Consider the following 24,153-nt stretch of genomic DNA (forward strand, 5'->3'; position numbering starts at 1 on the left):
CGCCCCGTGCTACATTCCCCGATAATGGGACAGAAAACAAAGAAAATACCGCTTTTCAGGAAATCCTTTTCTGCCCCTTGTTTTAGAGGGAAAATGTTCTATCCGCGCAGGGCGGATCGGCTGAAAGAGCAATAGTCATTACATGCACATGCCAAATAGGATAGCCGCTGTCTCCCCTCCCATTTTTGGCGAAATAACGTATATTTTTTACCAATATACCCCTTTCGTTTTAACCCCTATAGTGATACCTTATCCTCTCATTTAGAAATATGATAACTCATGGATTCGAGGGGAAATAATGATGATGTTAACAAAGAGAGCTTTAATCCCGGCCTTACTGGCAGTGGCAGCCGGCGCCTTCGCGGCGGATATTGTCTGGTCGAATGCACCGAGCAGCGCACTCTGGACCAACACCGCCAACTGGACGGAAGGAACCATGCCCGTCGCGGGGGATACGGCGCTGTTTAATAATGCAGGCGGTGCTGACGACACGATCGACCTGACCGGTATTTCCAGTGCGATTAAGTATCTCTACTTCGACGGCGCGAGCGTGGATTCCTACACGATCGGCTCCGGCGGTGCCGGCAGCCAGACTCTGACTCTGGACAGCGCCGGGATTGGTGTGGCCGCCGTCCAGATGAATGGTACTTCCGGCGCCGATCAGATCATTGATGCCAATCTTGCTTATACGAGTGGCGGGCACCTGAACAACTTTTCAACGCAGACCCTCACGGTAAACGGGGATGTGTCTCAGTCCACTGGATGGTTTACGATTAACGGGGCGGACGGCTCCACAATAAAACTGCTTGGCAACAATAATTCCGTGGCCTCAGGGGTCTCGGTAAAGACTGGCGGAACGGTTGAGCTGAACAGCATGAACAGCAAGCCGGTATATGTCGCCGGCGGCACCCTCAAACTGAACAACGCCATGGCGTTCTCTTTGCTGGGCATGGGCAACGCGAATACGGAAGACAGGAACAGCATTCTCGACGTTTCCAGCAGTGGGTATACCCAGAACGGTGATATCATCTACTCGGCCGATACCGATTTCGCCAACACCGCTCTTATACACGGCGGCGACATTACAATGGCCAACTGGAAAAAGATTGATGTCGCGGACAATACCTTGATTTCCGGGGCGGAATTGACGATTTCAAACAACATCACTACTTCTGGAGTCAACAAGCACGGCGATGGCACCTTGCGGCTCGCAGGAGACAATAGCGGCATCGCCTCCATGTACCTGCGGGAGGGAACCGTCCAGGTTGACAGCGACGCCAATTTAAATAGTGGTGTTATTCAGATGGGCTATGCCGATACGACCGGAACGCTTGAGTTTACAGGCGGCACAGGCACCATCGATAACGCGATCCGGGTCGGCTCGACTACCGCTGGCACAGGCGGCGGAACCATTCTGGCCAACGGCAGCGGCGCGGTCACCTTCTCAGCAAACACCGCAACGCACGCCGATGCCAGCGGCGCACGCACCCTGACGCTCGGCGGAAGCAATACAGACGACAATACGTTTAGCGGGGCGATTTACAACACGGATAGCGACTCCGAAGTCAGCCTGACGAAGGCCGATTCCGGCACATGGGTACTCGGCGGTGCGAACGGCTACACCGGCACTACCACGGTGGAAGAAGGCACACTGAAACTTGGTGCCGACAACCGCATCCACGACAGTAGTGTGCTGGTCGTCGAAAGCGGTGGCACGTTCGACATGAACAGCTTCAACGAGACCATCGGCGGACTGTCCGGCTCCGGGTTGATAACCAACACCCTCGACACAACCGCCGGCAAGAACCTGGTGGTTAATCAAGATATTGACACGACCTTCTCTGGAAGAATTGATTACAACGAGCCGGGCAATAATAAATATCTTGGCCTGGTCAAGAAAGGAACCGGAACGCTGACGCTGACCGGGGACAACAACTTCAACAATGTGGCCATTCAGGGTGGTACAGTGGCGATCAATTCCGATGATGCCCTTGGGCATAACAACTGGTCCGATCAGATCGGCGGAAACAGCACGGACGGAACCCTCGAATTTGTGGGAGGCAACGATATCGCCTATAACAACAAATATTCCATCGGCAATCCCAATGCGACCACCGACACGGCCGGAGGCACTTTTAAGGCCAGCCTGACCGACGGCGCAAAGGTGGTTGTCAGCGGGAACATGGATACTCATAAACCCACGGTTGACCGCACCCTGACTCTGGCAGGTATAAGCACAGCCGACAACGAACTCACGGATGATCTCAACGACTTTACCACTGGCGGCGGAAAACTGAATATCGTGAAACAGGATGCCGGAAAATGGATTCTTTCCGGCAACAGCACCCGTACCGGCACCACGGATATTCAGGCCGGTCGACTCGACGTCACCGGTAGCGAGGCCAGCGCCATCACGGTTCAGAACGGAGCCACCCTCGGCGGTGAAGGCAGCAGCTCGGCCAATGTAACGATCGGAAACGGAAGCGGTGCCGGTATTCTGGCCATCGACGGCAGCACAGCCGGTGCCTTTTCAACCACCGCCGACCTGGACACTCAGAACGGCGTTAGCGTGCTGGTCGAAAAAGCGGGCATCGGCACCTTTAAGGTCATCGACTATGGAACATGGAACGACAGCACCGACGATTTCTCGATCAACGCAGGCGGCGTTCAGGCCAGCGGCCGCGGCGAAACTTTCGCCGACAGCGGCACCGGCATCACCCTGGACATGGGATTTGCCAGCAGAACCTGGTCCGGCGGCGGCGCAAACCCCACCTTCTGGGATAACGGTACCACGCTCAACTGGACGGAAGACGATCAAAAATTCTTTGATGGCGACGCCGTCACCTTCGGCGACACCGGAGCGGGAACAGTCGCCCTGCAGGGGAATGTCGATGTTGCGGGCGTAACCTTTAACAACGCTTCGGGCAACAGCTATGCCCTGAGTGGCAACCAACTCGCTACCACCGATGGCATCAGCATCGACGGCACGGGCGACGTCACCATCAGCAGCGTGATCGCCGGCAACGGCGGACTGACGAAGACCGGCAACAGCGATGGGTCTACCCTCACGCTCAATGCAGCCAACACCTATACTGGAGGAACAACGCTTTCTGCCGGATATACGGTTGTTGGAAACAGCCAAGCTTTTGGATCGGGAGATGTACGGTTTGAAGACCTTGATGGTGACAATAATCTTCCAGTAATCACGCTGACCGACGGAGTCAATGTCGCCAATGCATTGACGGTCGCCAATGACGGTTGGACCAAAAAAATTCAAGTGGCTTCCGGGGGAGCGAATACAGCTGAATGGTCTGGCGATATCTCCATCTTGGAAACGGCCGGCCCCGCCGACAATGGCTGGGTCCAGTTTAACGCTGGAGGAGTTGGGCAGGAGCTCAAGGTTTCCGGCGACATCACCGGCACGAACATTAAACTCGGCTCGACCGGCGTGCTGAACCTCACCGGCAACAACTCACTCGATGGAATTTCAATGATCAACTGGGGCAGCACCCTTCGCGCCGGCAGCGATACGGCCCTGGGTGGAGCACTCGTCCAGATGAGGGAGCATAGCACAATCCAGCTTACCGACGGGGTAACCATCGCGGACGGAACATCCGTCTTTGTCGAAAACCGAGGGGCTCTCCAAAAAGTGATTGAAATTGTGGACATGAACAACGGCGTTGCCGAGTCCGCAACTTTCAACGGAAATATTTTTGTTGACGAAAAAACTGCAGGGGATTTCAGGGTTAATGCTTCAGATGCCTCGGACACGATCACACTCGGAGGAACGATCGGCGGTACGAATGCCACAGGACTGGTTGCAACAGGAGCCGGCACAAAGATTCTCGCGGGCAGCAACACCTATAATGGAACCACCACCGTACAGGATGGATTGCTGGTCATTAACGGAGACAACTCAGCTGCAACCGGCGACGTCACAGTTAACAGCGGCGCGGCATTGGGCGGTTCGGGTATCATTGGTGGCGCGACCACCGTGGCCGGCGCCCTCAACCCCGGAAACAGCCCTGGAACATTGACGTTCAATGAGGATCTTACGCTCACGAGCACGTCCGTAACCACCCTAGAAATCGATAGCCTCACCCTCTTCGACATTCTGGCCAACGACGGCGGGGACACCATCACCTTCGAAGATGGCGCGTCGATCGTCTTCGATACAACCGGATATACCGCTGTCTACGGCGAGACCTTCCAGGTGCTGGACAACTGGAATGACATCGCAGGAACGCTGGCCAACCTGACCATTACCGGAACGGAGGATCTCGGTAGCGGGCTTTCGCTCGACACGTCCGACCTTCTTGTCGACGGATCGGTAACGGTTATTCCGGAACCGGCGGTCATCACGCTCATCGTTGCATTGGGCGGCACCATGATCTTTATTAAGCGTCTGGTATCGTAACACGCCAAACACAGAAAACTTTTCAACGGCGCGAACCTCGGTTCGCGCCGTTTTTGTTTCATGCCTGCTTTACTTAACAGTTGAGGGTGTGGTGGGCGCTTGACTCTCCCTCAAAGACGGGGACAAAGATCGCAGATCTTTGCTCGACCCCTGACTGCTATGACAGCAGTTGGATAAACAAAGAAGATCGCCATGCCCGAAAGAAAGAGAGAACGCATCGGTCCGGGGTTCACCCGAAGCGGAGCGAAGGGAGACTGCGCGAAGCCGCAGCCCGGAGGGTGCGAAGCATCAACTTCATTCCGTGACCGGAAGCAACCCGCAGATCATCGAGGCCAAATACGTTGGCCCGGTGTGCTGCCCAGTATGCAACGGAACCGATTTACGGACGAAGGACCGCATTCAAAGGCACCGGCGCAGCACCGAGCGCTTCCGCCTCCCGGTGCATCTCGATCACCGCAACGGCATCTCGCAGGAGCAGCCGCGTCGCAACTGCCGGATTGGAACGGCCACGGTTGAGTGCTGGTTCCACGACCACCTCGACCCACTGGATCGGCCCTTGGCGCAAATGGCTTTCAAGATAGAACTCGTTGACCATGCCGAGCACGATCTGCACGAGCACCTTACGGGTGCGCAATCCGCCGAGCTGGGGGCATTCATCGGCGGAAAACGCTTCGAGCGCTCCAACGCGAGGGTCTTTATGCTTCATCGAGTTGTAGGTGGCCTGAAGATGGATCTGCTGCTTTTCAAACCGGCGGTCTCCGCTTCGCTCCGGCTCGTCGTCGCCAACAAGGACAAGTTTTCCCGGCGCGTCCTTTCAACGAAAGCCCGCCGAAGCTGTCACATAGAAAGAGTTTGCGGGGGAGCGTACTGAACGGTACGTTCCTTCAAGTTTTTTTATTATGGAGAACCTCTATGAAGCGATTGATCTGTTCCGCCCTGTTTGTCCTCGCCCTGTTCCTCTTTAGTCAGCCTCTTTCCGCCAAGGAATTCCTGAGCCTGGAAAAACTAATTGAGCAGGCCGCAGCCGCAACAGTTCAAAAATATCCAAATGCAGACGATGTGCTGATTGACGACTTTATCCAGGTGGAATACCAGGCCGACGGCACGGAAGAGGCGTGGGACGACACCGCCCTCAAAATCCTGACCGAAAAGGGCAAGCGCAACAGCCGCGCCCTCACCCTGCAATTCAACACCTCCTACGGCACCAACTACTTCACGAAGGTTCAGGTGATCAAGCCGGACGGAACGGTGCACGAAGTCGATATCGAAGCGCAAAGCAAGGTGATGGTCGATCCTAGCCAAATGAGCGCCAACATCTACAACCCCAACTCGAAGGTGCTGCAGCTTTCCGTGCCGGGGCTGGAAGAGGGCGACACGCTGCGCTACATCGCCCGCAAGGTGCGTACAAAAACCGTGGTGCCCGACGTCTGGAGCGACTACCAAACCTTCGAGCACAGTAGCCCGATCGAACGCATGACCTACCAGGTCATCGCCCCGAAAGAGCGCCCGCTGGTCAAGATTGCGCACAAGGCCGAGGTGCCCGGCACGATCCAATTTAACGAAACCAAGAGCGAACAGAGCGACAAGATCGTCTACACGTGGACGGTGCGCGACGTGCCTCGCATGTTCGACGAACCCAACATGCCGACGCGCTACACCGTGGTCCAGCGCCTGCTGGTGAGCACAATGAACGAATGGGAAGACCTCTCCAAGTGGTATTGGGACCTCTGCCTGCCGCGCCTCGAAGCCACCACGCCCGAAATGGAGGCCATGGCCAAGGAACTGACGGCCGGCAGCACCAACACGATGGAGAAGATCAAGGCCATCTTTAACTTTGTCTCGCAGGACATCCGCTACATGGGCATCACTACCGAAGAGGAGGCGCCCGGCTACGAACCGCACGATGTAAGCCTCACCTTCGAAAACCGCTACGGCGTCTGCCGCGACAAGGCCGCCCTGCTCGCCGCCATGCTGCGCATCGTTGACGTCGAGGCCTTTCCGGTCATCATCATGGCCGGCCCAAAGAAGGACGAAGAAGTGCCGCAGGCCTTCTTCAACCATGCCGTCACGGCCGCGCTTGGCGACGACGGCGAATATATCCTAATGGATTCGACCGACGAAAACACCAAGGACATTTTCCCCTCCTATCTGCAAAACATGAGCTACATCGTCGCCCGCCCCGAAGGCGAGACGCTGCTCACCTCGCCCATCATTCCGGCGGACGACAACCTGCTCCAGATCACCTCCACCGGCCGGCTCGACCCTGCCGGCAACCTCGAGGCCGAAAGCACGCTCGTTTTCGAAGGCATCAACGACACCGTCTACCGCGGCTACTTTTCCAAGATCAAGCCTGAGGAGCGCCGGCGCTTCTTTGAGGGCCACCTCAAAAAATCGATGCCGACCGCCGAACTCCAAGGCTTTGAAATCCGGCCGGCCGCGCTGCGCGACACCACCGAACCGCTGACCGTTACGCTGCGCTATTCAGCCGACAACCTGCTCATTGAAGGCGAAGAAAACAAGATGCTCGCTCTTCCACGGCTAGGAAGCTCGCTGGGCTACGCCAACTTTCTGCTCGGCCAGACCGGCCTCGAAAAGCGCAAATATCCGCTTTACACCCGTATGACCGCCGGCATCCGTGAAACCCTCACGCTCGACCTGCCCGACGGCCTCGGAACGCTCAATATTCCGGACTACGAATCCATTGCGTCCGACGAGCTTTCCTGGAATGTGCAGGTGGCGCAGGACGGCAGCCAGCTGACCGCCACCAACAGCTTCCTGATGAATGCGGTCGAGTTCAGCCCGAAGGCCTATCTGGCGCTGAAGCACAGCCTGAAAGACATTGAATACAACCTGCGCAAAAAGCTCATCCTCAATGCGCCGGAAGCAGGAACCGCCACCGACTCCGACGTGCGCATCCTGAGCAGCGAAAACCACATCGTGCTGGAGAGCCCTTCCCGCTGGACGCAGACCATCCGCACCAAAACCGAAATCCTCAGCTACGCCGGAAAAAAGCAGAGCTCCGAAATCAAACTTTCCTACAACCCCGCGTGGCAACAGATCGAACTGACCCAAGCCAAAGTCACCCACCCCGACGGAACGGTCAAAGAAATCAGCGCCGATGAGATGAACGTCATGGATGCAAGCTGGGTGGCCTCCGCCCCGCGCTACCCCGCCGAAAACATCCTTGTCGCCAACCTGCCCGGCGTGGAGATCGGCAGCATCCTGGAAATTGAATATGTCTCGACCGTCGACGGCAAACCGTTCTTCTCGGCCACACAAACCTTCAACAGCCACGAACCGATCGACTCCAGCACCGTGACGCTCACCGTCCCCGAGTCGCTGGAGCTGGCGATTCGCAACACCGGCATTGACCAAAGCCAAACGGCCAGCGACGGCACCGTGTCCTATGTCTGGAGCGCCGAGAACCAGCCCGCCGTGAAAAAGGAAGAGTCGCTGCCACCGTGGTGGACGTTCAACCCCGCCTTGTTCATCTCCACCAGCGACTGGGAAACCTACGGAAGCGAAGTGCGCGACCGTTTGCTGGACGCCGCCAAGAACCAGCCCCGAGCCATTGAGCTGGCCAAGCAGCTGACGGCCGGCCTCGACTCCGACCACGAAAAGGTGATCGCCCTGCGCAACTGGACAGCTAAAAACCTGCGCCCCGCCGGCCCCGGCCTAACCAGCCTGCCGCTCTCTGCCATTACACCCGCCGACCAAACCCTGACCGACCGCTACGGCAACAATACCGATCGCATGGTGGTGCTCTACGCCCTGCTCAACGCCGCCAAGTTCAAGCCCGGCTTCGTGCTCTCCGGCGCCGCATCGCTCATCCCCGAAGCGGCCGAACCGCTGCTGGCCGTTCCATCGCGCACCGCCCTCAATGCGGTGCTCGTAAAGGTCGAGGTCGATGGCCAAACGGTCTTCCTCAACGGCTCGTCGCAATACGCCGAACTCGGCGCCACCAGCTACGACCACCGCCCGATGCTCGACCTCGACAGCGGCAAAACCGGCACCGTCCGCGCCGCGCCCGGCAAAAACGACCGCAGCCGCATGGTCTACGAAATCAGCATCGCCGCCGACGGCGCCACCGGCCTGACCCAAAGCTTCACCATGCAAGGCACGGCCTTCGAAGGCTTCCACAAACAGTATGCGGAAATCACCCCCGAAAAACGGAGGCGCCACTACCTCGAAATGGTTTCGGCCGTTTCGCAGTCGGCCAAGGCCGTATCGGAGCTGACGACGGACTATGAAGCCTACCCCGGCAAGCTTGAGTTTTCCGTAGCGGCAAACCGCTATGCCGTCGCCGACGGCGACTATCTCTATTTCACCGTGCCCGGCGGGCTCGGCGGGTTGCTGCGCTACCGCTCCAACGAGCGCGACCTGCCATTGGCGTGGAACGGCTACATCGACAACATGGTGGAATACTACATTGTCCTGCCCGACGGCTACGAACCGGCCATCCTTCCGAAGACCCTTTCCTGGCAAGCGCCCGCCGGTGCAGGCCTGATTGAAATGGCGGTTCAATACAGCCCGCGCGCCAACGCCATCCGCATGGTGCAGATTGCCGACCTGCGCCCCGCACTCATTCCCGCAGACGATTTCCCGAACATCATCGAAGCCTCCCGCAAACTCGCCCACCCCGACATGCGCACCATCCTGCTAAAAAAGAAAAAATAGGCTGTAATGTATAAGCTTCATTTACGAACTCCCCGCATCTAAGGAGAATTCATTATGAAAACAGCATGGGTATTATGCACTGCAGCATTTGCGATTCCGGCAATTGGTCTTGCTTATGAAAAGGCTTTTACGGCTACCGCCCCGGGAACAACGGAGATTAAAAGCATTCCGGAAAGAACCTTGATCGTTGCGGAGCGAGGAGAAAACTATTTCGAGGGAAACAACGCCCTATTTGGGAAACTATTCCGCTACATCAAGGATAACGACGTATCCATGACGGTCCCGGTGAAGGCTGATATTAATCCGGGAAAAATGTATTTTTACGTCGGAACAAAGGATCTCGCTAAAAATCTGAAGAAAACCGGTTCCGTCGAAGTGATAACCGAACCCAGGCGTACCGTGTTGAGCGCGGGTGTTCGGGGAGGTTATTCAGAAAATAATTTTGAGGAAGCCCGCGAAAAACTGTTTGATTGTCTCGCCGTGTCGAAAGAGTGGAAAAAGAGTGGCGATGCATATGCAATCTTCTGGAATGGCCCCTACGTTCCGGACTTCATGAAAACGTTTGAGGTTCATGTACCGGTTAAGCGGATTGAATAGGAAAGAATAAAACCAATGAGACTACACTGGCTGCAGCACGTCCCGTTCGAGGGGCTGGGTTATATTGAAGAATGGGCGCTGGTCCGAGGCGTTGAAATTTCTTGCAGCCAGCTGTTCGCCGGCGAAAAGATTCCAGCCCTTAAAAGCTTTGACGCGCTGGTGGTGATGGGCGGGCCGATGGGCATCTATGACCACGAGGAGCATCCCTGGCTGGTTGAAGAAAAAGAATCCATCAAGCAGGCCATCGACGCGGGAAAGGCCGTGCTCGGCATATGCCTTGGCGCACAGCTGATGGCCGATGCACTCGGCGCAAAGGTGTATCCCGGCCCGCAGAAGGAAATCGGCTGGTTCCCGATCCAGCGCGTGGCGGGCGCCCCCGAACTGCTCCCCGAAGCACTGACTGTTTTCCACTGGCACGGCGACACGTTCGATCTTCCCGAAGGCGCAGTCCGACTTGCTTCGAGCAAAGCCTGCCTGAACCAAGGCTTTGTCTATAAAGGCCGCGCCGTCGGCCTGCAGTTCCACATGGAAACCACGCCGAAGAACATGGCCGCGCTCATTGAAAACTGCGGACACGAGCTGGCCGATGCCCCGTTTATTCAAACGGCGGAACAGATGAACGCTGGACTGCCCTCCATTGGAACAATCAACTCGGCCATGGCGCAGCTGCTGGATACTTTGATGCGGGCATAAAAAAACCGGAGGCACGACGCCCCCGGCTCTCTGCAACAACAGCCTTCCGGCTAGTCGTTCTTGTGCTCGTAGAGATGAACATCGCTCTGCGGGAACGGAATGGAAATGCCTTCCGCGTCGAAGCGCTTCTTGATGGTTTCGGTGGTGTCGAAGTAGACGCCCCAGTAGTCCGCTGATTTAGTCCACGGACGAACCACGAAGTTGACGCTGCTGTCGGCCAGCTCGACGACGGCGATGGTAGGCGCCGGATCCTTGAGGATGCGTTCGTCGGCGGCAATGATGCTTTCGAGCACGGCCTTGGCCTTGTCGATGTCGTCGCCATAGCCAATGCCGGCAATCAGATCCACACGACGCGTGCCGAAGGTGTTGATGTTGGTGATGGTGCCGCCGGTAACGGCAGCGTTCGGAACAATCATTTTCTTGTTGTCCGGCGTTTTCATGATGGTGGTGAAGATGCCGATTTCAAGAACGGATCCCATCGAACCGGCCGCATCGATCACATCGCCCACTTTGAAGGGCTTGAAGATGATCATCAGCACGCCCGCCGCAAAGTTGGCCAGCGAGCCTTGGAGCGCCAAACCAATCGCCAAGCCGGCTGCACCGAGGATGGCAATGAACGAGGTGGTCTTGATGTTGAGCTTTTCCAGCGCCGCCACGATCACGAAGATCTGCATTGCCATATAGAGCAAGCTCGCCACGAAGGAAATCAACGTCGGATCGACGCTGCGCTTTTCCATCAGTTTGATGACGCCCTTCTTGATCATCTTGGCCACCCACATTCCGATGAACAATACGATCAGCGCGCCGAGAATCTTCGCGCCGTATTCCATACCCATCACTTGGACCTTTTCCATGAGCGGGGTTGTTTCTTCAACGGCAACGGCCGCCACAACTGCATTCGTATCCATTTTTCATCTCCTTTGTTAATAATAAACCACTGTCAAAGTACGTTTGATTATAAAAGCCGAAACAGATGAGACAAGCAGATAAGGCTTCTAAAAACTGAGTCCGTCCGGGGCAGGGATATTTCTTTTCCGGCCCTTTAAAACGTGTAGAGTTTCCAACCTAAATCAAGGAGCGGACATGCCAACCAAACGAACCTTCATCAAGTCCTTTTTTCTCGTACTATCCATCCTTCTGCTGTCGTCCATGGCGCAGGCCAAGAGCTGCCTTTGGAAAGTCTCGACCAAGGGAGGCACCCTGTATCTGCAAGGCTCCGTCCACGTCCTGAGGCCGGAGAACTATCCGCTCGCTCCCGCCATCGAAGCGGCGTATGCCGCCAGCAAAACGCTGGTGCTGGAAGTCGATATGACCGAAATGACGTCGCCGAAAACGCAGCAGATGATCCTAGCCAAGGCCATGCTCCCCGAAGGACAGAGCCTGGAGCAAGCACTCAGCCCGGAGGTTTATGCCGAAGCCACCGCAACCTTCACGAAAGCCGGATTGCCGATCGCCGCCATGCAGCGCTTCAAACCTTGGTTCGCCGCCATGACGCTTACACTGGTCCGCATGCAGTCGATGGGCTTCGACTCCAGCCTTGGACTCGACACGTATTTCCACAACAAGGCCACCGCGGAAGGCAAGCAGGAGATCGGGCTGGAGAGCGTGGAGTTCCAGATTAACCTGATCGATTCACTGGCCGAGGGCAACCAGAACGAGTTCATGAAAAAGACGCTCAAGGATCTTGAACTGATGGACGGGCAGCTAGACGAGCTGATGACGGCTTGGCAAAAAGGAAACATCGAGAAGCTGGGCAAGCTCATCAATGAGAGCTTCGAGGAATGTCCAGGGCTCTACGGCAGCTTTATTGCCGCACGCAACAAAAACTGGGCGGAAAAGCTGCATGCCATGGCCCAGAGCACCAACACGCACATGGTGGTGGTCGGCGCCGGCCACCTCCCCGGCGATAAGGGCCTGCTGAAACTGCTCAAAGAAAAAGGATGCACACTCGTGCAACTGTAGGGTGAAACGTGAAAGATTTTCAGCCCAGACGAGCGCTGTCAATCACGTATCAACCGTCACTCTTCACGCTTTAAACTCCGCAACCATGAAGGTGTGGTCGGAGGGCTTTTCCTTTTTCCGCGGTTCGAGGTCGATCTCGCATGAGATGCATTTCGAGGCCAGCGGCTCCGTGGCAAGCACATAGTCGATGCGCCAGCCCAAGTTGCGCTCGATGGCGTTCTTCGCCCGGTAGTCAAAGAAGGAGTAGAGCTCTTCGCCGGGATGGTGCTTGCGCAGCATATCCTCGAAGCCGAACGAGCAGACGTCGAGAAAAGCGTTGTGTGCGTCGATGTGGTAGCAGGGATCGTCCTTCCGTGTTTCCGGCTTGTTTACATCAATCGGCTCAACGGCGATGTTGATGTCGCCGATCCACGCCAGCGGCATATCAGGAGCATACTCCGCCTCGAAAAGCTTCTTAAGCCGCGCATACCACTGGAGCTTGTATTTATACATGACATGGTCGATGGCGCGGCCCTGCGGGACATAGGTGTTGACGACGGCAACGCCGTCGACCACCGCGCGCACCAACCGGGTTTCGTCGGCAGGCCCGCCATCGGAAAAGCCAAACTTGACGTCCTGCGGTTCGCTTTTGCAGATCAACGCAACGCCGTTGTATGACTTTTCGCCTTTGAAGACAACGTGGTAGCCCGCAGCCTCAATGGCGTCTTTTGGAAAATCGGCGTCCTGCGCCTTGGTTTCCTGAATGCCGAGTACGTCGGGCTGATGGTCCTCCAGCCATTGAAGCAGAATGGGCAGGCGCGAGCGGATCGAGTTGGCGTTGAACGTAGCAATTTTCATAATGAAGGAAGCCCAAGCTCTCTAGCGGCGACGGCCGTAGCGGTCGTGCCAGAGGTGTCCGAACCACATGCGGGCGGTGGAAATAATCACTAAAACCCCGGCCACAACAATCGAAACGGCAAAAACAAGATCGGCCCGGTTTCGTGCCGGGACATCTCCAGGATCGCTGCGGCCGTCATAAAAAAAGGCCAACCCCAGAAGGAATATAATGACAGCAAGCCACAGCGTCCCACGCTGGGGCTTCATCTTAAACATGGGGACTTTGCCACTCTGCATGTCGGGGATCCTTATAAGTTAAAAAGAGGATGGCTTTTCGCCGGTTTTGTTGAAAAGAAAAAACAGGCCCAAAATCGAGCAGAAAATACTAGTCGCCCAGCACCTCGTCGACCGCCGCCAGCAGGTCGTCAAGCTCAACGGGCTTGTAGAGCACCTTGCGGGCGCCGAATTTTTTGGCCATGGGGAGGAAGTCCATCGGCATGGCATGCATGCCGCCTGAAATGGCTATAATTGGTACGGTTTCGCATTTTCCACGGACAGCCATCACCACTTCCAGCCCGTCGGTTTCGGGCATCATGATATCGGTAATCACCAGTTCCGGCATTTCGGCCTCAATCAAACGCAGCCCCTCGCGGCCGTTAGAGGCCACCTCAACCACATGCCCTTTGCCTGCTAAAAAGCGTTTGAATACGTTGCGAATCGTTTCGTCGTCGTCGATAATTAATATACGGGCCATGGGAGTTCTTCCTGTAATTTGTTGAAATTGACTATACTGAGCTCGATTCGTCAAGCATCTCTCGTACGGCTTGCAGCAACGGCAATATGGCCACCGGCTTTTCCAGAAAGCGGAAACCCTTTTTCTTGAACGACTTAAAAGCTTCAGCATCAAGGGAATGGCCACTGCACAGCAAGACCGGAAGCGCCTTGTTCTTCAGGATCAGGTCTCCGGCCAAATCTTCACCGCTCCTACCGGGCAGCACGATATCGCAAAACAACAGATCGAAACCGTCCGACCGGTTGTTCCACGCATCGAGCGCCTGGTCCGCATTACTGGCCGCTTCCACAACATAGCCGGCATTTCGGAGCATTCGTACGTTCAGGTCGCGCAGCACGGGATCGTCTTCAACCACCAGAATGGATTCGCCGCGCCCCTCTGGCGTCGCCGCATAGCTGGCGGCAACTGTTTCCTGCTTGGCATCGATCCCGCATCGGTCATATGCAGGCAGATAGACCAAGAAGGCCGCGCCTTCTCCCGGCCGGCTCTCGACCGCCACCCAGCCGCCATGCAGCTGGACAATGCCGTACACCACCGACAACCCCAGTCCCGTGCCCTGCCCCACCTGCTTTGTAGTGAAGAATGGTTCAAACACGTGCTTCTGCACGTCAACGTCTATGCCGCTTCCGGTATCCTTGACCGAAAGGCAGATAAAGCGATGCTCCCCAGCCCCGTTCACTGCGCCCGCAGCGCGGCTCTCTTCTGCACTGACGTTTCGTGTCGATACCTGGAGTGTGCCGCCGGCGGGCATGGCATCGCGGGCATTGATGAAAAGGTTGAGCAGAACCTGGTCGATTTGCGATGCATCCGCTTCGACCGGCAGGAGCTCCGGCTCCAGCTCGGAAACAAATTGGATGTTGGCGCCGACGAGGCGGGTCACCATTTTTTCATTGCCGTTGACCATGTCGTTGAGGTTCAGCACGGATCGTTCGACTTTGCGCTTGCTGCTGAAGGCCAGCAGCTGGCGGGTCAGTTCTCCGGCGCGGCGCGCCGCCGTCCGGATCTCCACGACGTCGTCGTACTGCGACGTGCCCTTTTCCAGTTCCATCAACAAGATGCCGCTGAACCCGAGGATCGCCTGAAGTATGTTGTTGAAGTCATGCGCAACCCCGCCGGCCAGACGCCCCACGGCCTCCATCTTCTGGATCTGCAGCATGTGCCGCTCCATCTCCTCCTCCTGGGTGACGTCCCGGATGGTGGCGACATAATTGACAATTTTCCCCGCAGAGTCGTGAACCGGGGAGATGGCCGAGTCAACCGTGTACAGCGAGCCGTCCTTATGCTTGTTGACGATGCGGCCGCGCCAGCTTTCGCCGGACTGGATCGTGCTCCAAAGGTTGTCGTAAAACTGATCCGACTGCTCCCCGCTTTTTATCATGGCCAGCGTCCCGCCGAGAACCGCTTCCTTCGCATAGCCGGTAAGGGTTTCAAAAGCAGGATTCACATATTGCACGATCCCGCGCGCATCCATCACCACCATGGCTTCGGCCGACTGGTTGATGGCCGCGGTAAGGCGGACACGCTCCTCCTCAAGCTCCTTGCGGGCGCTGATATCTTCATAGGCGCCAAGCACCCCGATAATGTCGCCGTCGGCGTTGCGGATCGGCACCTTGCTGGTACTCAGCCAGCTGATGCTTCCGTCCGGCCGCCGCTGCGGCTCTTCATAGCAAATGCACGGCTCCCCAGACTCCATCACCTCTCTGTCATTAGCCCGGTAAAGCTCAGCCTCGGAGGCTCCCCAACTCATGTCATAGTCGGTTTTTCCGACGAGCTCCTCCGGATGGGTCAGGCCCGAGTCCGCCGCAAAAGACAAGTTGCAGCCCACATACACCAATTCGAGATCCTTCCAGAACACGCGAGCGGGAATCGCGTCGATAATAATGCGCAAGAAACGGCGCGACTCCTCCAGTTCGCATTCGGCATCCTTTCGCGTGGTGATGTCGCGCGCAACTCCCTGTACGGCTTCGAGGTTTCCCTGAACGTCATACACGCCCTTGGTGGCCAGTTCCAGCCAGACGCAGTGACCGGCCCGGTGCTGGATCTGGAATGCAAAGTGGCCGTCTTCGGGATCGCCCGAAATCCGTCGCTTCATCCGCTCATGCACCACGGCGTGGAATTCCGGGCAGATCAGATCCATCATGTTCATGGAAAGAATTTGGTCTACAGAATAGCCCGTGAGTTCTTTTGCCGCATCGTTGACATAGATGTAGTTGCCCTGCAGGTCGATCTGGAAAATGATGTCGTGGGTATTATTAACGATCATCTGCAGCTGCTGCTGGGTGCGGAACACGGCGTCCTCGGCGGTGCGGCGCGCAGTGTTGTCGGAAAACACAACGGCCAACTGGCCCGGCTTGGGCACAAACACCCAGGTTTCGAGCACCCGCCCCAACGACGCGAACCGGTTTTCATAGGCGGAAGGCGTTCCAGTCATTGCGACCTTCGAAAAAACATCAATCCAGTGCGACTCTATGTCGGGATAGAGCTCTTTCAAGCAGCGACCGACCAGCTCTGCCGGGGGGCGTTCGGCCAGCTCGACGGCGGCCGGGTTGATCTGCACAATGCGGAAATCTTCCGGAACGTTGGCCCGTGAACGAAGCACCTCGAAAAGCATGAACCCTGTCGTCATGTTTTCAAACAACGAACGATAGTCCTGCTCGCTTTCTAGTAAAGCGGCGAGCATTTCGCGATGGGGGGTCACGTCCCAGTTCGTTCCAACCACACGCACCGGCTCGCCGTCGCTTTTCTTTTCGACCGTAGCCAGCGCACGGATGTAATGAATGGATCCGTCCTTCCACACCACCCGGAATGCCGTGTCAAAAGAATGGCCGCCTTCAATGGCACCCCCGAACTCTGTCTCGACTCTTGGAAGGTCTTCTGGCAAAATGGTTTTCCGCCATGAGTCTAAGCAATCCTTGAACTGCTCTCTATCCACTCCATACAGGCGAAACATCTGTTCGTCCCAAATCAACCGGTCGGTCGGGAATTCGTACTCCCAAATGCCGACTTGCGCGGCCTGCGTTGCCAGCCGGAGCCGCTCGCTGCTCAAATCAAAAGCCTGCTCCGCCTGCTTTTGCTCCGTGACGTCGCGCCCAACGCCGATGATTTCCGCCACGTGACCCTGCTCGTCAAGAATGGCCGAATCCTGCCACGCCAGCCAGCGCCATCCATCGCGGGTCATGGCGCGCTGTTCCATATATGCCGTATGCGGAGGCTGAAAAATCTTGCTGATCGCCTCTTCCGTCGCTCCCCGGTCGTCCTCATGAACGAGCGGAAGGAAGGTATGACCCAGCAGCTCCTCCTCCGTCTTGCCAAAAAACTTGCAATAAGACGGGCTTACAAAAAGAAACCGGTTTCCGCTGTCCACTTTCACAACCAAATCGGTCTGGCATTCGATCAGCATCCGGTAGCGCTCCTCGCTGCTTGCCAGCTCGCGCTGCGCCTGTCGGACACGGTCAAATATGCGCTTCAACGAGAAATACAGGAGGCCGGCCGTCATCAGCACATAAAACCCGCCCTTCCAGGTCTGCCACATCGCCTGTTCCTCGGCACCGGGGATCAAGGCTTCAAGCGCCCGGTCAGAAAATACGATCCATGCCAGTGCCAGCACAATATAGACAATGGTAATCACGGATTCAAAAGGCTGGCCAAAGGGCTTCAGCAGCGAATGCTTCTTAGAATTCATAAAAGGTTTCCTCTCTTTTACGAAAATCTACCCGAGAACCGCGGCCATCTCAAGCCCTTGCTTCAAACGCCCGTTTCGGCGCCATGCCCCTAATAATCATTCTTCCAGTTTACACCAATCCCCGGGCGCATCTGCGGCCCGGTACTCGTTTCGACGGAAAAGTGCGGGGTAATCTCATACTCCGCCATCACGCCGGTGCTGTCTTCCTCGTCTTCGAACGTACTGTTCACTTCCAGATACAGCCCTGTGCCCACATATTTTCCAGCAACCAACGTTGATTTTTCGTCCTCCGTCTCCGGCTCGTTCCATTCCAGCGTGTCGATGCCCACGGCCCGCCGCACCTTATAAATAAAGCCGGGGCCGCTCATTCCACCTGCAAGCTGTTTGGCCGCCATCGCAATCTGATACGCCTGGTAGGGCGAAACGGAAGACGTGTCCTGTCCGAACAACACGTAGGAAAGGATTTCATCTTCCGGCATCGCCGGAGTGGAGGTAAGCGTATACTTCGGATTGCTCAATTTCCCCACCAACCCCAGCTCAGCAGTAATCTCGCTGCGGGCATACTCCGCCTTAATATTAATCGATGACGAGGCCGGGTCCGCGGCGTTCAGCCTAATTCCACCCTCATTCTTCATCCGGAATTTTTTCCCGACAAACTCAACAAACCCTCGCCTGGGTCGAATCATACCGGCAACCGTCATACCTTCCGCACCACTCTTAAGCTTCAAAGTGCCGCCCCATACAGAATCGATCACGGCCGAGTTAACGAAAATTTGATCCGGCATTAAAACCGCAACATCCATCGTAAAGGGAGGTTCTTTTTTCACCGCGGCAACCTCTGCTTCATTGGTGACGGCTGATGCATCAAAATCAGTCAGCAGGCCAGGGCCGGGCGGAGCAATGTTATCGAGCAGAATATCGGCACGGTCGATTACCAGCTTGCCTTCCAGCGAGGGATTAGACAGCAGGCTGCCCACATGGAGATTGGCCGAAAGCACAGCATCCACTTCTTCGCGGTGGATCAGGTGCGCCTTCTCAATCATGATCTGCAAATCCAGCGGCAGGCCGGATTCCGAAAGGCCAATGCCGCCCCCAACCGTTATGCGTCCCGAACCCCCATCGTTCGCCGTCATCTGCTTGACCAGCAACCCCTTGTCCGAGGCCTCCCAATCCGCATGGATGTCCCGCACAACAACGCCCCAGGCATAGTGCTCATAAAACCCGTTTTCAAGGGTGATATGGCCATCGAGTTTTTCTTCTGGCGTTCCGTTAAGCACAAGATTTGCTCCCAGCTGTCCCCGTATGTTCTGATCACTCAAGGTCGCGATGCCGTTCAATATCGCTAGGTTCAGATCGGCGTTGAGCGAGGCCTTGCATGCATCGGGATGCAGCTCGAAAAGAAACGGCTGCAGCGAGAATTCACAGGGCGCATCGACGACCGCCTGCAGGCTCCCCGAGACGGCGTTGGTCATTCTCGTTTCACCATGCAGCCTCCCGTTCCGCTGCGAGACAGCCGCATGAAGGTTCAAATGGGGCAGCTCCTCCAAGCCCATTTGCGCCGTGGAAAGGTCCGTCACCTCCAGCGAGGCTTCCACTTCCGGCACAGCCAGCGAACCGGTCAACGCAACCTGGCCGCTCAGGTGGCCGGTGTAGTTGGATATTGCAGCGATTGGAAGTTTCCCTATGTCAAACTCCGACAGCTTCCCTTCCAGTTGAATGGAGTCGGGCCAAACTCCTCCGGCAAGCTCAAAGTCGACCGCATCCTGCCACCGGACGGCCAGCTGTTCAAGCTCCACCCCCCACAGGCCGTTGCTTTGCGCAACGCGCGCATCCATTTTAAATTCGGCGCCCTCCGCCGAGGCGCCAAGCGTTATGGCCGCTCCGGAATCCGAAACCTTTACATCGGCACGGCCCGACAATTCCGACAACGCCGCGGAGGCGTACTCATACCCCCCGCTTTCAAGGATTAAACAACCCGCAAGCTTTTCTTCTGACAACCCGTCAAACACCAGATTTGCACCTAGCCGCCCCCGAACACGCTGCTCCTTCAAAGCCGTCATTCTGTTCAATAGCTCCAGGTTCAGGTTAGCGGTGAGCGAGGCCTTGCATGCATCTGGATTCAGTTCGAAAAGAAACGGCTGCAACGACAATACACAGGGAACGTCGGCACTCGCCTGCAGGCTCCCAGAGACGGCATTGGTGATTTCCCCGTGAAACCGCCCGTTCCGTTGCCAGGCATCCACATGAAGGTTTAGATGGGGCAGCTCGTCCAAGGCCATTTGCGTCGTGGTCAGGTCCATCACATCCAGCGAGGCTTCCACTTCCGGCTCCGCAAGAGAACCGGTCAATGAGAATTGGCCGCTGAGCCGCCCGGTTACGTTGGATATTCCAGCGATGGGAAGCGTCTCAATATCAAGCTCCGCAAGCGACCCCTGCAGCGCAATGAAGTCCGGCCAAAGATCGCCAGCCACCTCAACGCTGACTCTATCCATCCACAGGACGGCCAGCCGTTCAAATTCCACGCCCCACAGACCCTTTTTTCGCGCAACGCGGGCATCCATTCCAAATTCATAGTCCTCGGCAGAAGCTTCAAGCGTAATTGCCGCCCCGGAAGCCGACACCGTTGCTTCGGCGCGCCCCGACAGCCCCGGGAGGCCCATATCCAACTTACAAAGTTCCCGCAACTCGGCGGTTGCTTTAAACAAATAGTCTTCCGTGCCGGCCGGCGGCGCGGAAACATCAACTTGGCCGGTCGCATCGCCGCTCACGCTCAACGCTCCGGAGCACTCCCCCGTGGACCGCAGCCGAATGCCGCCGGCATGCACGGCATACTTCAACGGAGTCCCGGCAACGGCGGCCCCCAGCCGCAGCTCTTTGATGTCGAAACCACCAAGATCAATATCCAAGGGTTTAAATCCTTTGAACTCCCGCGGAGGCCGCGGCTCCGGGCCAGGCGTTGGAAGGCGGGTAAGTTCAATGCGCTCTGCGCCCAGCCGCTCCACCTTAATGAGTCCTGAAAACAGCGCCTTCATCACCCATCGGCAATGCAGCCCTTCGGCCTTCAGCCAGAGGCCGCCGTCGTCGCGGATCTCCACCGAAGCCACCCGCATATCAGAAGGAATCATGCCGCTGATCTTTCCAATGCTGACCTCAATACTTTCTGGACGGCTCAGCTGCTTCGACAACGAGCGCCCAAGCCACGCTTTGCCCAGAGGACTTTGCAGCAACGCGAACAGGAGGAAAGGTGCAATCAGCAGAGCCAACGCAATTTTACCCCTTCTGGAATGTTTCTTTTTCATCAAAACGCCTGCCCCAGACTGATGTAGAACTGAACCTTTTTTTCCTGTTCATCGGTCGGATTAAGCGGATAGGCAAAATCGACACGCAGCGGACCGATCCCGGTAAAATAGCGAAGCCCCAACCCCGCACCATGCCGGAAGTCGCGATCGGTATGGTCAGCGAGGTCGTTGTATATCGCGCCGCCGTCAATAAAAGCGGCATAGCCCAGGTTCTTGCCCGGCTGCAGGCGCAGCTCCACGGAATATTCCGCCACCTGCGATCCGCCCACCGGGGTATCGCCCACCTGCGGGCCGATCTTCTGGTATTCATAGCCCCGGACCGAACCGCCGCCGCCGGCATAGAACCGTTCATCGGCCGGAATGTTTTCCACCGCCGCGCCATCGATCGAACCAAAGGCCAGACGGAGCGCAGTGGAAAGCCGCGGCCCTTTCCACAACATTTTATAGGCGCGGCCCTCCAGCTCCGTTTTCACGAACGACGCCTTTCCGTTCAGATCTTCATAATAGCTGCTGCTCGCAAAAAACTGCACGCCTCGCACCGGATTGAGCTTATCATTGCGGTTATCGAACTCACAGAAAACCGGCAGGATTAGATAGCTGAACTCTTCGGTTGCATCGAGCTGGTCAACCTTCGAATATTTATAGCGCAGCCCGCTGCCTCCCATGATGTAGCGGGTGAACTCACGCTTAACAATGGCGCTGCTGATCAGCTGATCGGCATGGTACGCATCGGGCTCTTTACGCGAGGCCTCAAGACCAAGGATCAACGACTGGCTTGCACGGAAAAACCCGGGGCGCTCCAAAGTTGAATTCACTCTGTATTCAATCGGCGAATAATTAAACTCCGTGCGGAAATTTTCTCCGCTGCCAAACAGATTCCGATGCTCCCAGATCACCTTGGCGCTTGCTCCGATATCACTATAGCCCACTCCAAAGCGTATCGTCCGTAAATCACGCTCCGACGCGGTTATTTTCACCGGAATTGAATTCGACCCTTGAGGCTGCGGTTGCAGCGCAACACGGGCCGTGCCGAACAGGCCGGAGGAAAGCAGTTTTCTTTCCAACTCCGAGACCTGCTTGGAGTCATACTTGTCGCCCGTTTTCCACGGGAGAATTCGTTCCATGTACTCAACATCCAACGATTCCAAACCTTCCACTTCAAGGCCGCCGTAAAACGCGCAAACGCCGGGATCAAACACCAGCGCCACATTCACGCGGCGATGCTCCCGATCCACCTCGACCGATCGCTTCCCAAGCGCGGGAAAAGGGTAGCCTATACGTTGCAGCTGGCTTAGAACGCGGCGCTCTTCAGCAAACATATCCTCGGCCACCGCCCCCGCACCCTTCTTCAAGCGAGGAGGAATTTTCCCAACAGCCGCATCCGTATTGTTGGTAAACTGAAACTGGATTTCCCCAAAAGCATACTGAGGCCCCAACTCAACATTAAAGCGGGCCCGCACCGGATCCTTGTCCTGATTAATTTCAGAAGCCACGCGGCCTTCGTAATACCCGCGCGACTCCAGCACCTTTCCGATCATGGGCAGATCTTTCTCCACCCGCCGGCGCAGTTGTCCGATCGTTGCAGGCGGACGGTCGACCAGCCGGAACGTTTGAGCAGAAGCCTTGACGGCGTTCTTCACCGCACGGTCACCCGCTCCCTGCATCTCCGGCTTATAGGCCACCGTCGGCGAATCCGCAAAGATCGCCAGACCGGTCAGCGCCAGCAGAAAAAACAGCACAAGCCCTTTGTTAAATCTCAAGTTCATAACTCCATGCACAGCTAACGAATGTTCGTCAGAAAGGTCATAGTGTAATCTGTACTATTCAGCACCAGATGCAACCGATAATCCATCAATAGCTTTTGGATTGCCATCGCCGCATCAGCACGCGTACCGTTGCGACATGCTGCCTCAATGGATTATCGAAAAGAAACGCGACGGAGCCGAGCTCGATACCGCGGACATCCGCGCCTTTATCGCCGGCTACACCGATGGGACCATCCCTGACTACCAAATGGCCGCCCTCGCCATGGCCATCTATTTCAACGGCATGAACGCCCGCGAAACCGCCGACCTGACCGTCGCCATGATGGAATCCGGCAAGGTCATCGACCCCAACCAAATCTCCGGCATTAAAGTCGACAAGCATTCCACCGGCGGGATCGGCGATAAAATCTCCATTCCCCTCGCCCCGCTCGTCGCCGCCTGCGGCGCTACCGTCCCGATGATCTCCGGGCGAGGCCTCGGCATCACCGGCGGAACGCTCGACAAACTCGAATCCATTCCCGGCTACCGCGTTGGACTGAGCGAACAGGAGTTTTTCCAAACCCTGGAAAAGGTCGGTTGCTCCATGATCGGCCAAACCGCCGAGATCGCCCCCGCCGATAAAAAACTCTACGCCCTGCGCGACGTCACCGCCACGGTCCCCTCCATTCCTTTGATTGTTTCGAGCATTATGTCGAAGAAAATGGCGGAAGGGATCGACTCGCTTGTGCTCGACGTTAAATGCGGCTCCGGCGCCTTTATGAAAGACATCGAAAGCGCCCGCGCCTTGGCCAAAGGCCTCGTCGATACCGGCGTTGCCATGGGCAAGAAGGTTGTCGCCCTCATCACCGACATGAACCAGCCCCTCGGACGCGCCGTTGGTAACGCCCTCGAAATCCAGGAATCACTTGACATTCTTTCTGGCAATGGCCCCGCCGACGCCCAAGGCCTCACCATCACTCTGGCCGAACACATGCTGCGTGTAGCCGAGGTCCTCGACCTCGGAGGCGGGGTCTCGAACCCCGCCCTACACCTCCAAGACGGTACCGCCCTCCAAAAATTCCGCCAAATGGTCGCCTGCCACGGCGGCGACCTCGACGCCGGGCTTCCCGTCGCGAGCAACCAAATCCCCCTGCCCTCCCCAAAATCCGGTTATGTTTCCAAAGCCGACGCCGATGCCATCGGCCGCGCCTCCCTCCTGCTCGGCGCCGGGCGGGCGAAAACCACCGACGCGATCGACCACGCCGTCGGGATTTCCGACCTCAAGAAAATCGGCGAGCGCGTTGAAGAAGGCGAACCGCTCTGCACGATCCACTCAAACGGACACGAAGACGAAGCGCAGCTTCAACAGCTGCTGGAATCCGCCTTCGAGATTTCCGACAATACCATCGAACCACCGCCACTGATCCTCGAAATTGTCTCAAGTTAACAGTTTTTTTTCAGTCGCATCATTT

At 56.8% G+C, this 24,153-nt stretch carries 14 protein-coding genes; 7 read left to right on the top strand and 7 right to left on the bottom strand.

Features of this window, described 5'->3' with window-relative positions; translation table 11 throughout:
• Nucleotides 1-298: 298 nt before the first annotated feature.
• From SCARR_RS09095 to SCARR_RS09115, 5 genes are all read left to right on the top strand, one after another.
• Nucleotides 299-4,417, top strand: a complete 4,119-nt coding sequence (locus tag SCARR_RS09095; RefSeq protein WP_136061244.1) for a beta strand repeat-containing protein — start codon at nucleotides 299-301, stop codon at nucleotides 4,415-4,417.
• Nucleotides 4,418-4,718: 301 nt separating this feature from the next.
• Nucleotides 4,719-5,288: a hypothetical protein gene (locus SCARR_RS09100; RefSeq protein ID WP_136061245.1), complete on the top strand. Its 570-nt coding sequence runs from the start codon at nucleotides 4,719-4,721 to the stop codon at nucleotides 5,286-5,288.
• 41 nt (nucleotides 5,289-5,329) lie between these two features.
• On the top strand, nucleotides 5,330-9,094 hold the full coding sequence (locus tag SCARR_RS09105; protein ID WP_136061247.1) for a DUF3857 domain-containing protein: 3,765 nt from the start codon (nucleotides 5,330-5,332) through the stop codon (nucleotides 9,092-9,094).
• A 54-nt stretch (nucleotides 9,095-9,148) separates the two neighbouring features.
• Nucleotides 9,149-9,691, top strand: a complete 543-nt coding sequence (locus SCARR_RS09110; RefSeq protein WP_136061248.1) for a heme-binding protein — start codon at nucleotides 9,149-9,151, stop codon at nucleotides 9,689-9,691.
• A 15-nt stretch (nucleotides 9,692-9,706) separates the two neighbouring features.
• Nucleotides 9,707-10,384 (top strand): type 1 glutamine amidotransferase, encoded by a 678-nt coding sequence (locus SCARR_RS09115; protein WP_136061250.1) that lies wholly within the window; start codon nucleotides 9,707-9,709, stop codon nucleotides 10,382-10,384.
• A 50-nt stretch (nucleotides 10,385-10,434) separates the two neighbouring features.
• On the opposite strand, the gene SCARR_RS09120 is transcribed toward SCARR_RS09115, so the two are convergent.
• Entirely contained in the window at nucleotides 10,435-11,292 is an 858-nt protein-coding gene (locus SCARR_RS09120; RefSeq protein ID WP_136061252.1) for a mechanosensitive ion channel family protein, read from the bottom strand.
• 175 nt (nucleotides 11,293-11,467) lie between these two features.
• On the opposite strand from SCARR_RS09120, the gene SCARR_RS09125 reads away from it, so the two are divergent.
• The gene (locus tag SCARR_RS09125; protein WP_136061253.1) at nucleotides 11,468-12,346 is read left to right on the top strand and encodes a TraB/GumN family protein; all 879 of its coding nucleotides are present in this window, start codon (nucleotides 11,468-11,470) and stop codon (nucleotides 12,344-12,346) included.
• Between the two features lie 63 nt (nucleotides 12,347-12,409).
• Here the strand turns inward: SCARR_RS09125 and xth are convergent, their stop codons facing one another.
• The 6 genes from xth to SCARR_RS09155 all read right to left on the bottom strand — a co-directional run bounded on the left by xth (nucleotide 12,410) and on the right by SCARR_RS09155 (nucleotide 22,702).
• The gene (gene xth, locus SCARR_RS09130; protein WP_136061255.1) at nucleotides 12,410-13,183 is read right to left on the bottom strand and encodes an exodeoxyribonuclease III; all 774 of its coding nucleotides are present in this window, start codon (nucleotides 13,181-13,183) and stop codon (nucleotides 12,410-12,412) included.
• A gap of 21 nt (nucleotides 13,184-13,204) precedes the next feature.
• Entirely contained in the window at nucleotides 13,205-13,459 is a 255-nt protein-coding gene (locus SCARR_RS09135; protein ID WP_136061257.1) for a hypothetical protein, read from the bottom strand.
• Nucleotides 13,460-13,547: 88 nt separating this feature from the next.
• Nucleotides 13,548-13,916 carry a response regulator gene (locus SCARR_RS09140; protein WP_168433163.1) on the bottom strand — a complete coding sequence of 123 codons (369 nt, stop codon included), beginning with the start codon at nucleotides 13,914-13,916 and terminating at the stop codon, nucleotides 13,548-13,550.
• A gap of 31 nt (nucleotides 13,917-13,947) precedes the next feature.
• Nucleotides 13,948-17,637, bottom strand: coding sequence for a PAS domain S-box protein (locus SCARR_RS09145; RefSeq protein ID WP_136061260.1), 3,690 nt, complete (start codon nucleotides 17,635-17,637; stop codon nucleotides 13,948-13,950).
• An 89-nt stretch (nucleotides 17,638-17,726) separates the two neighbouring features.
• The gene (locus SCARR_RS09150) at nucleotides 17,727-20,936 is read right to left on the bottom strand and encodes a translocation/assembly module TamB domain-containing protein (RefSeq protein WP_136061262.1); all 3,210 of its coding nucleotides are present in this window, start codon (nucleotides 20,934-20,936) and stop codon (nucleotides 17,727-17,729) included.
• Nucleotides 20,936-22,702 (bottom strand): autotransporter assembly complex protein TamA, encoded by a 1,767-nt coding sequence (locus SCARR_RS09155; protein ID WP_136061264.1) that lies wholly within the window; start codon nucleotides 22,700-22,702, stop codon nucleotides 20,936-20,938. Before SCARR_RS09155 ends, SCARR_RS09150 begins: the two co-directional genes overlap by 1 nt.
• A 136-nt stretch (nucleotides 22,703-22,838) precedes the next feature.
• Here SCARR_RS09155 and SCARR_RS09160 point away from each other — a divergent pair, with 136 nt between their 5' ends.
• Nucleotides 22,839-24,128: a thymidine phosphorylase gene (locus SCARR_RS09160; RefSeq protein WP_136061265.1), complete on the top strand. Its 1,290-nt coding sequence runs from the start codon at nucleotides 22,839-22,841 to the stop codon at nucleotides 24,126-24,128.
• Nucleotides 24,129-24,153 lie beyond the last annotated feature (25 nt).

It is taken from the genome of Pontiella sulfatireligans, assembly GCF_900890705.1.
Taxonomy (GTDB): Bacteria; Verrucomicrobiota; Kiritimatiellia; order Kiritimatiellales; family Pontiellaceae; genus Pontiella; species Pontiella sulfatireligans.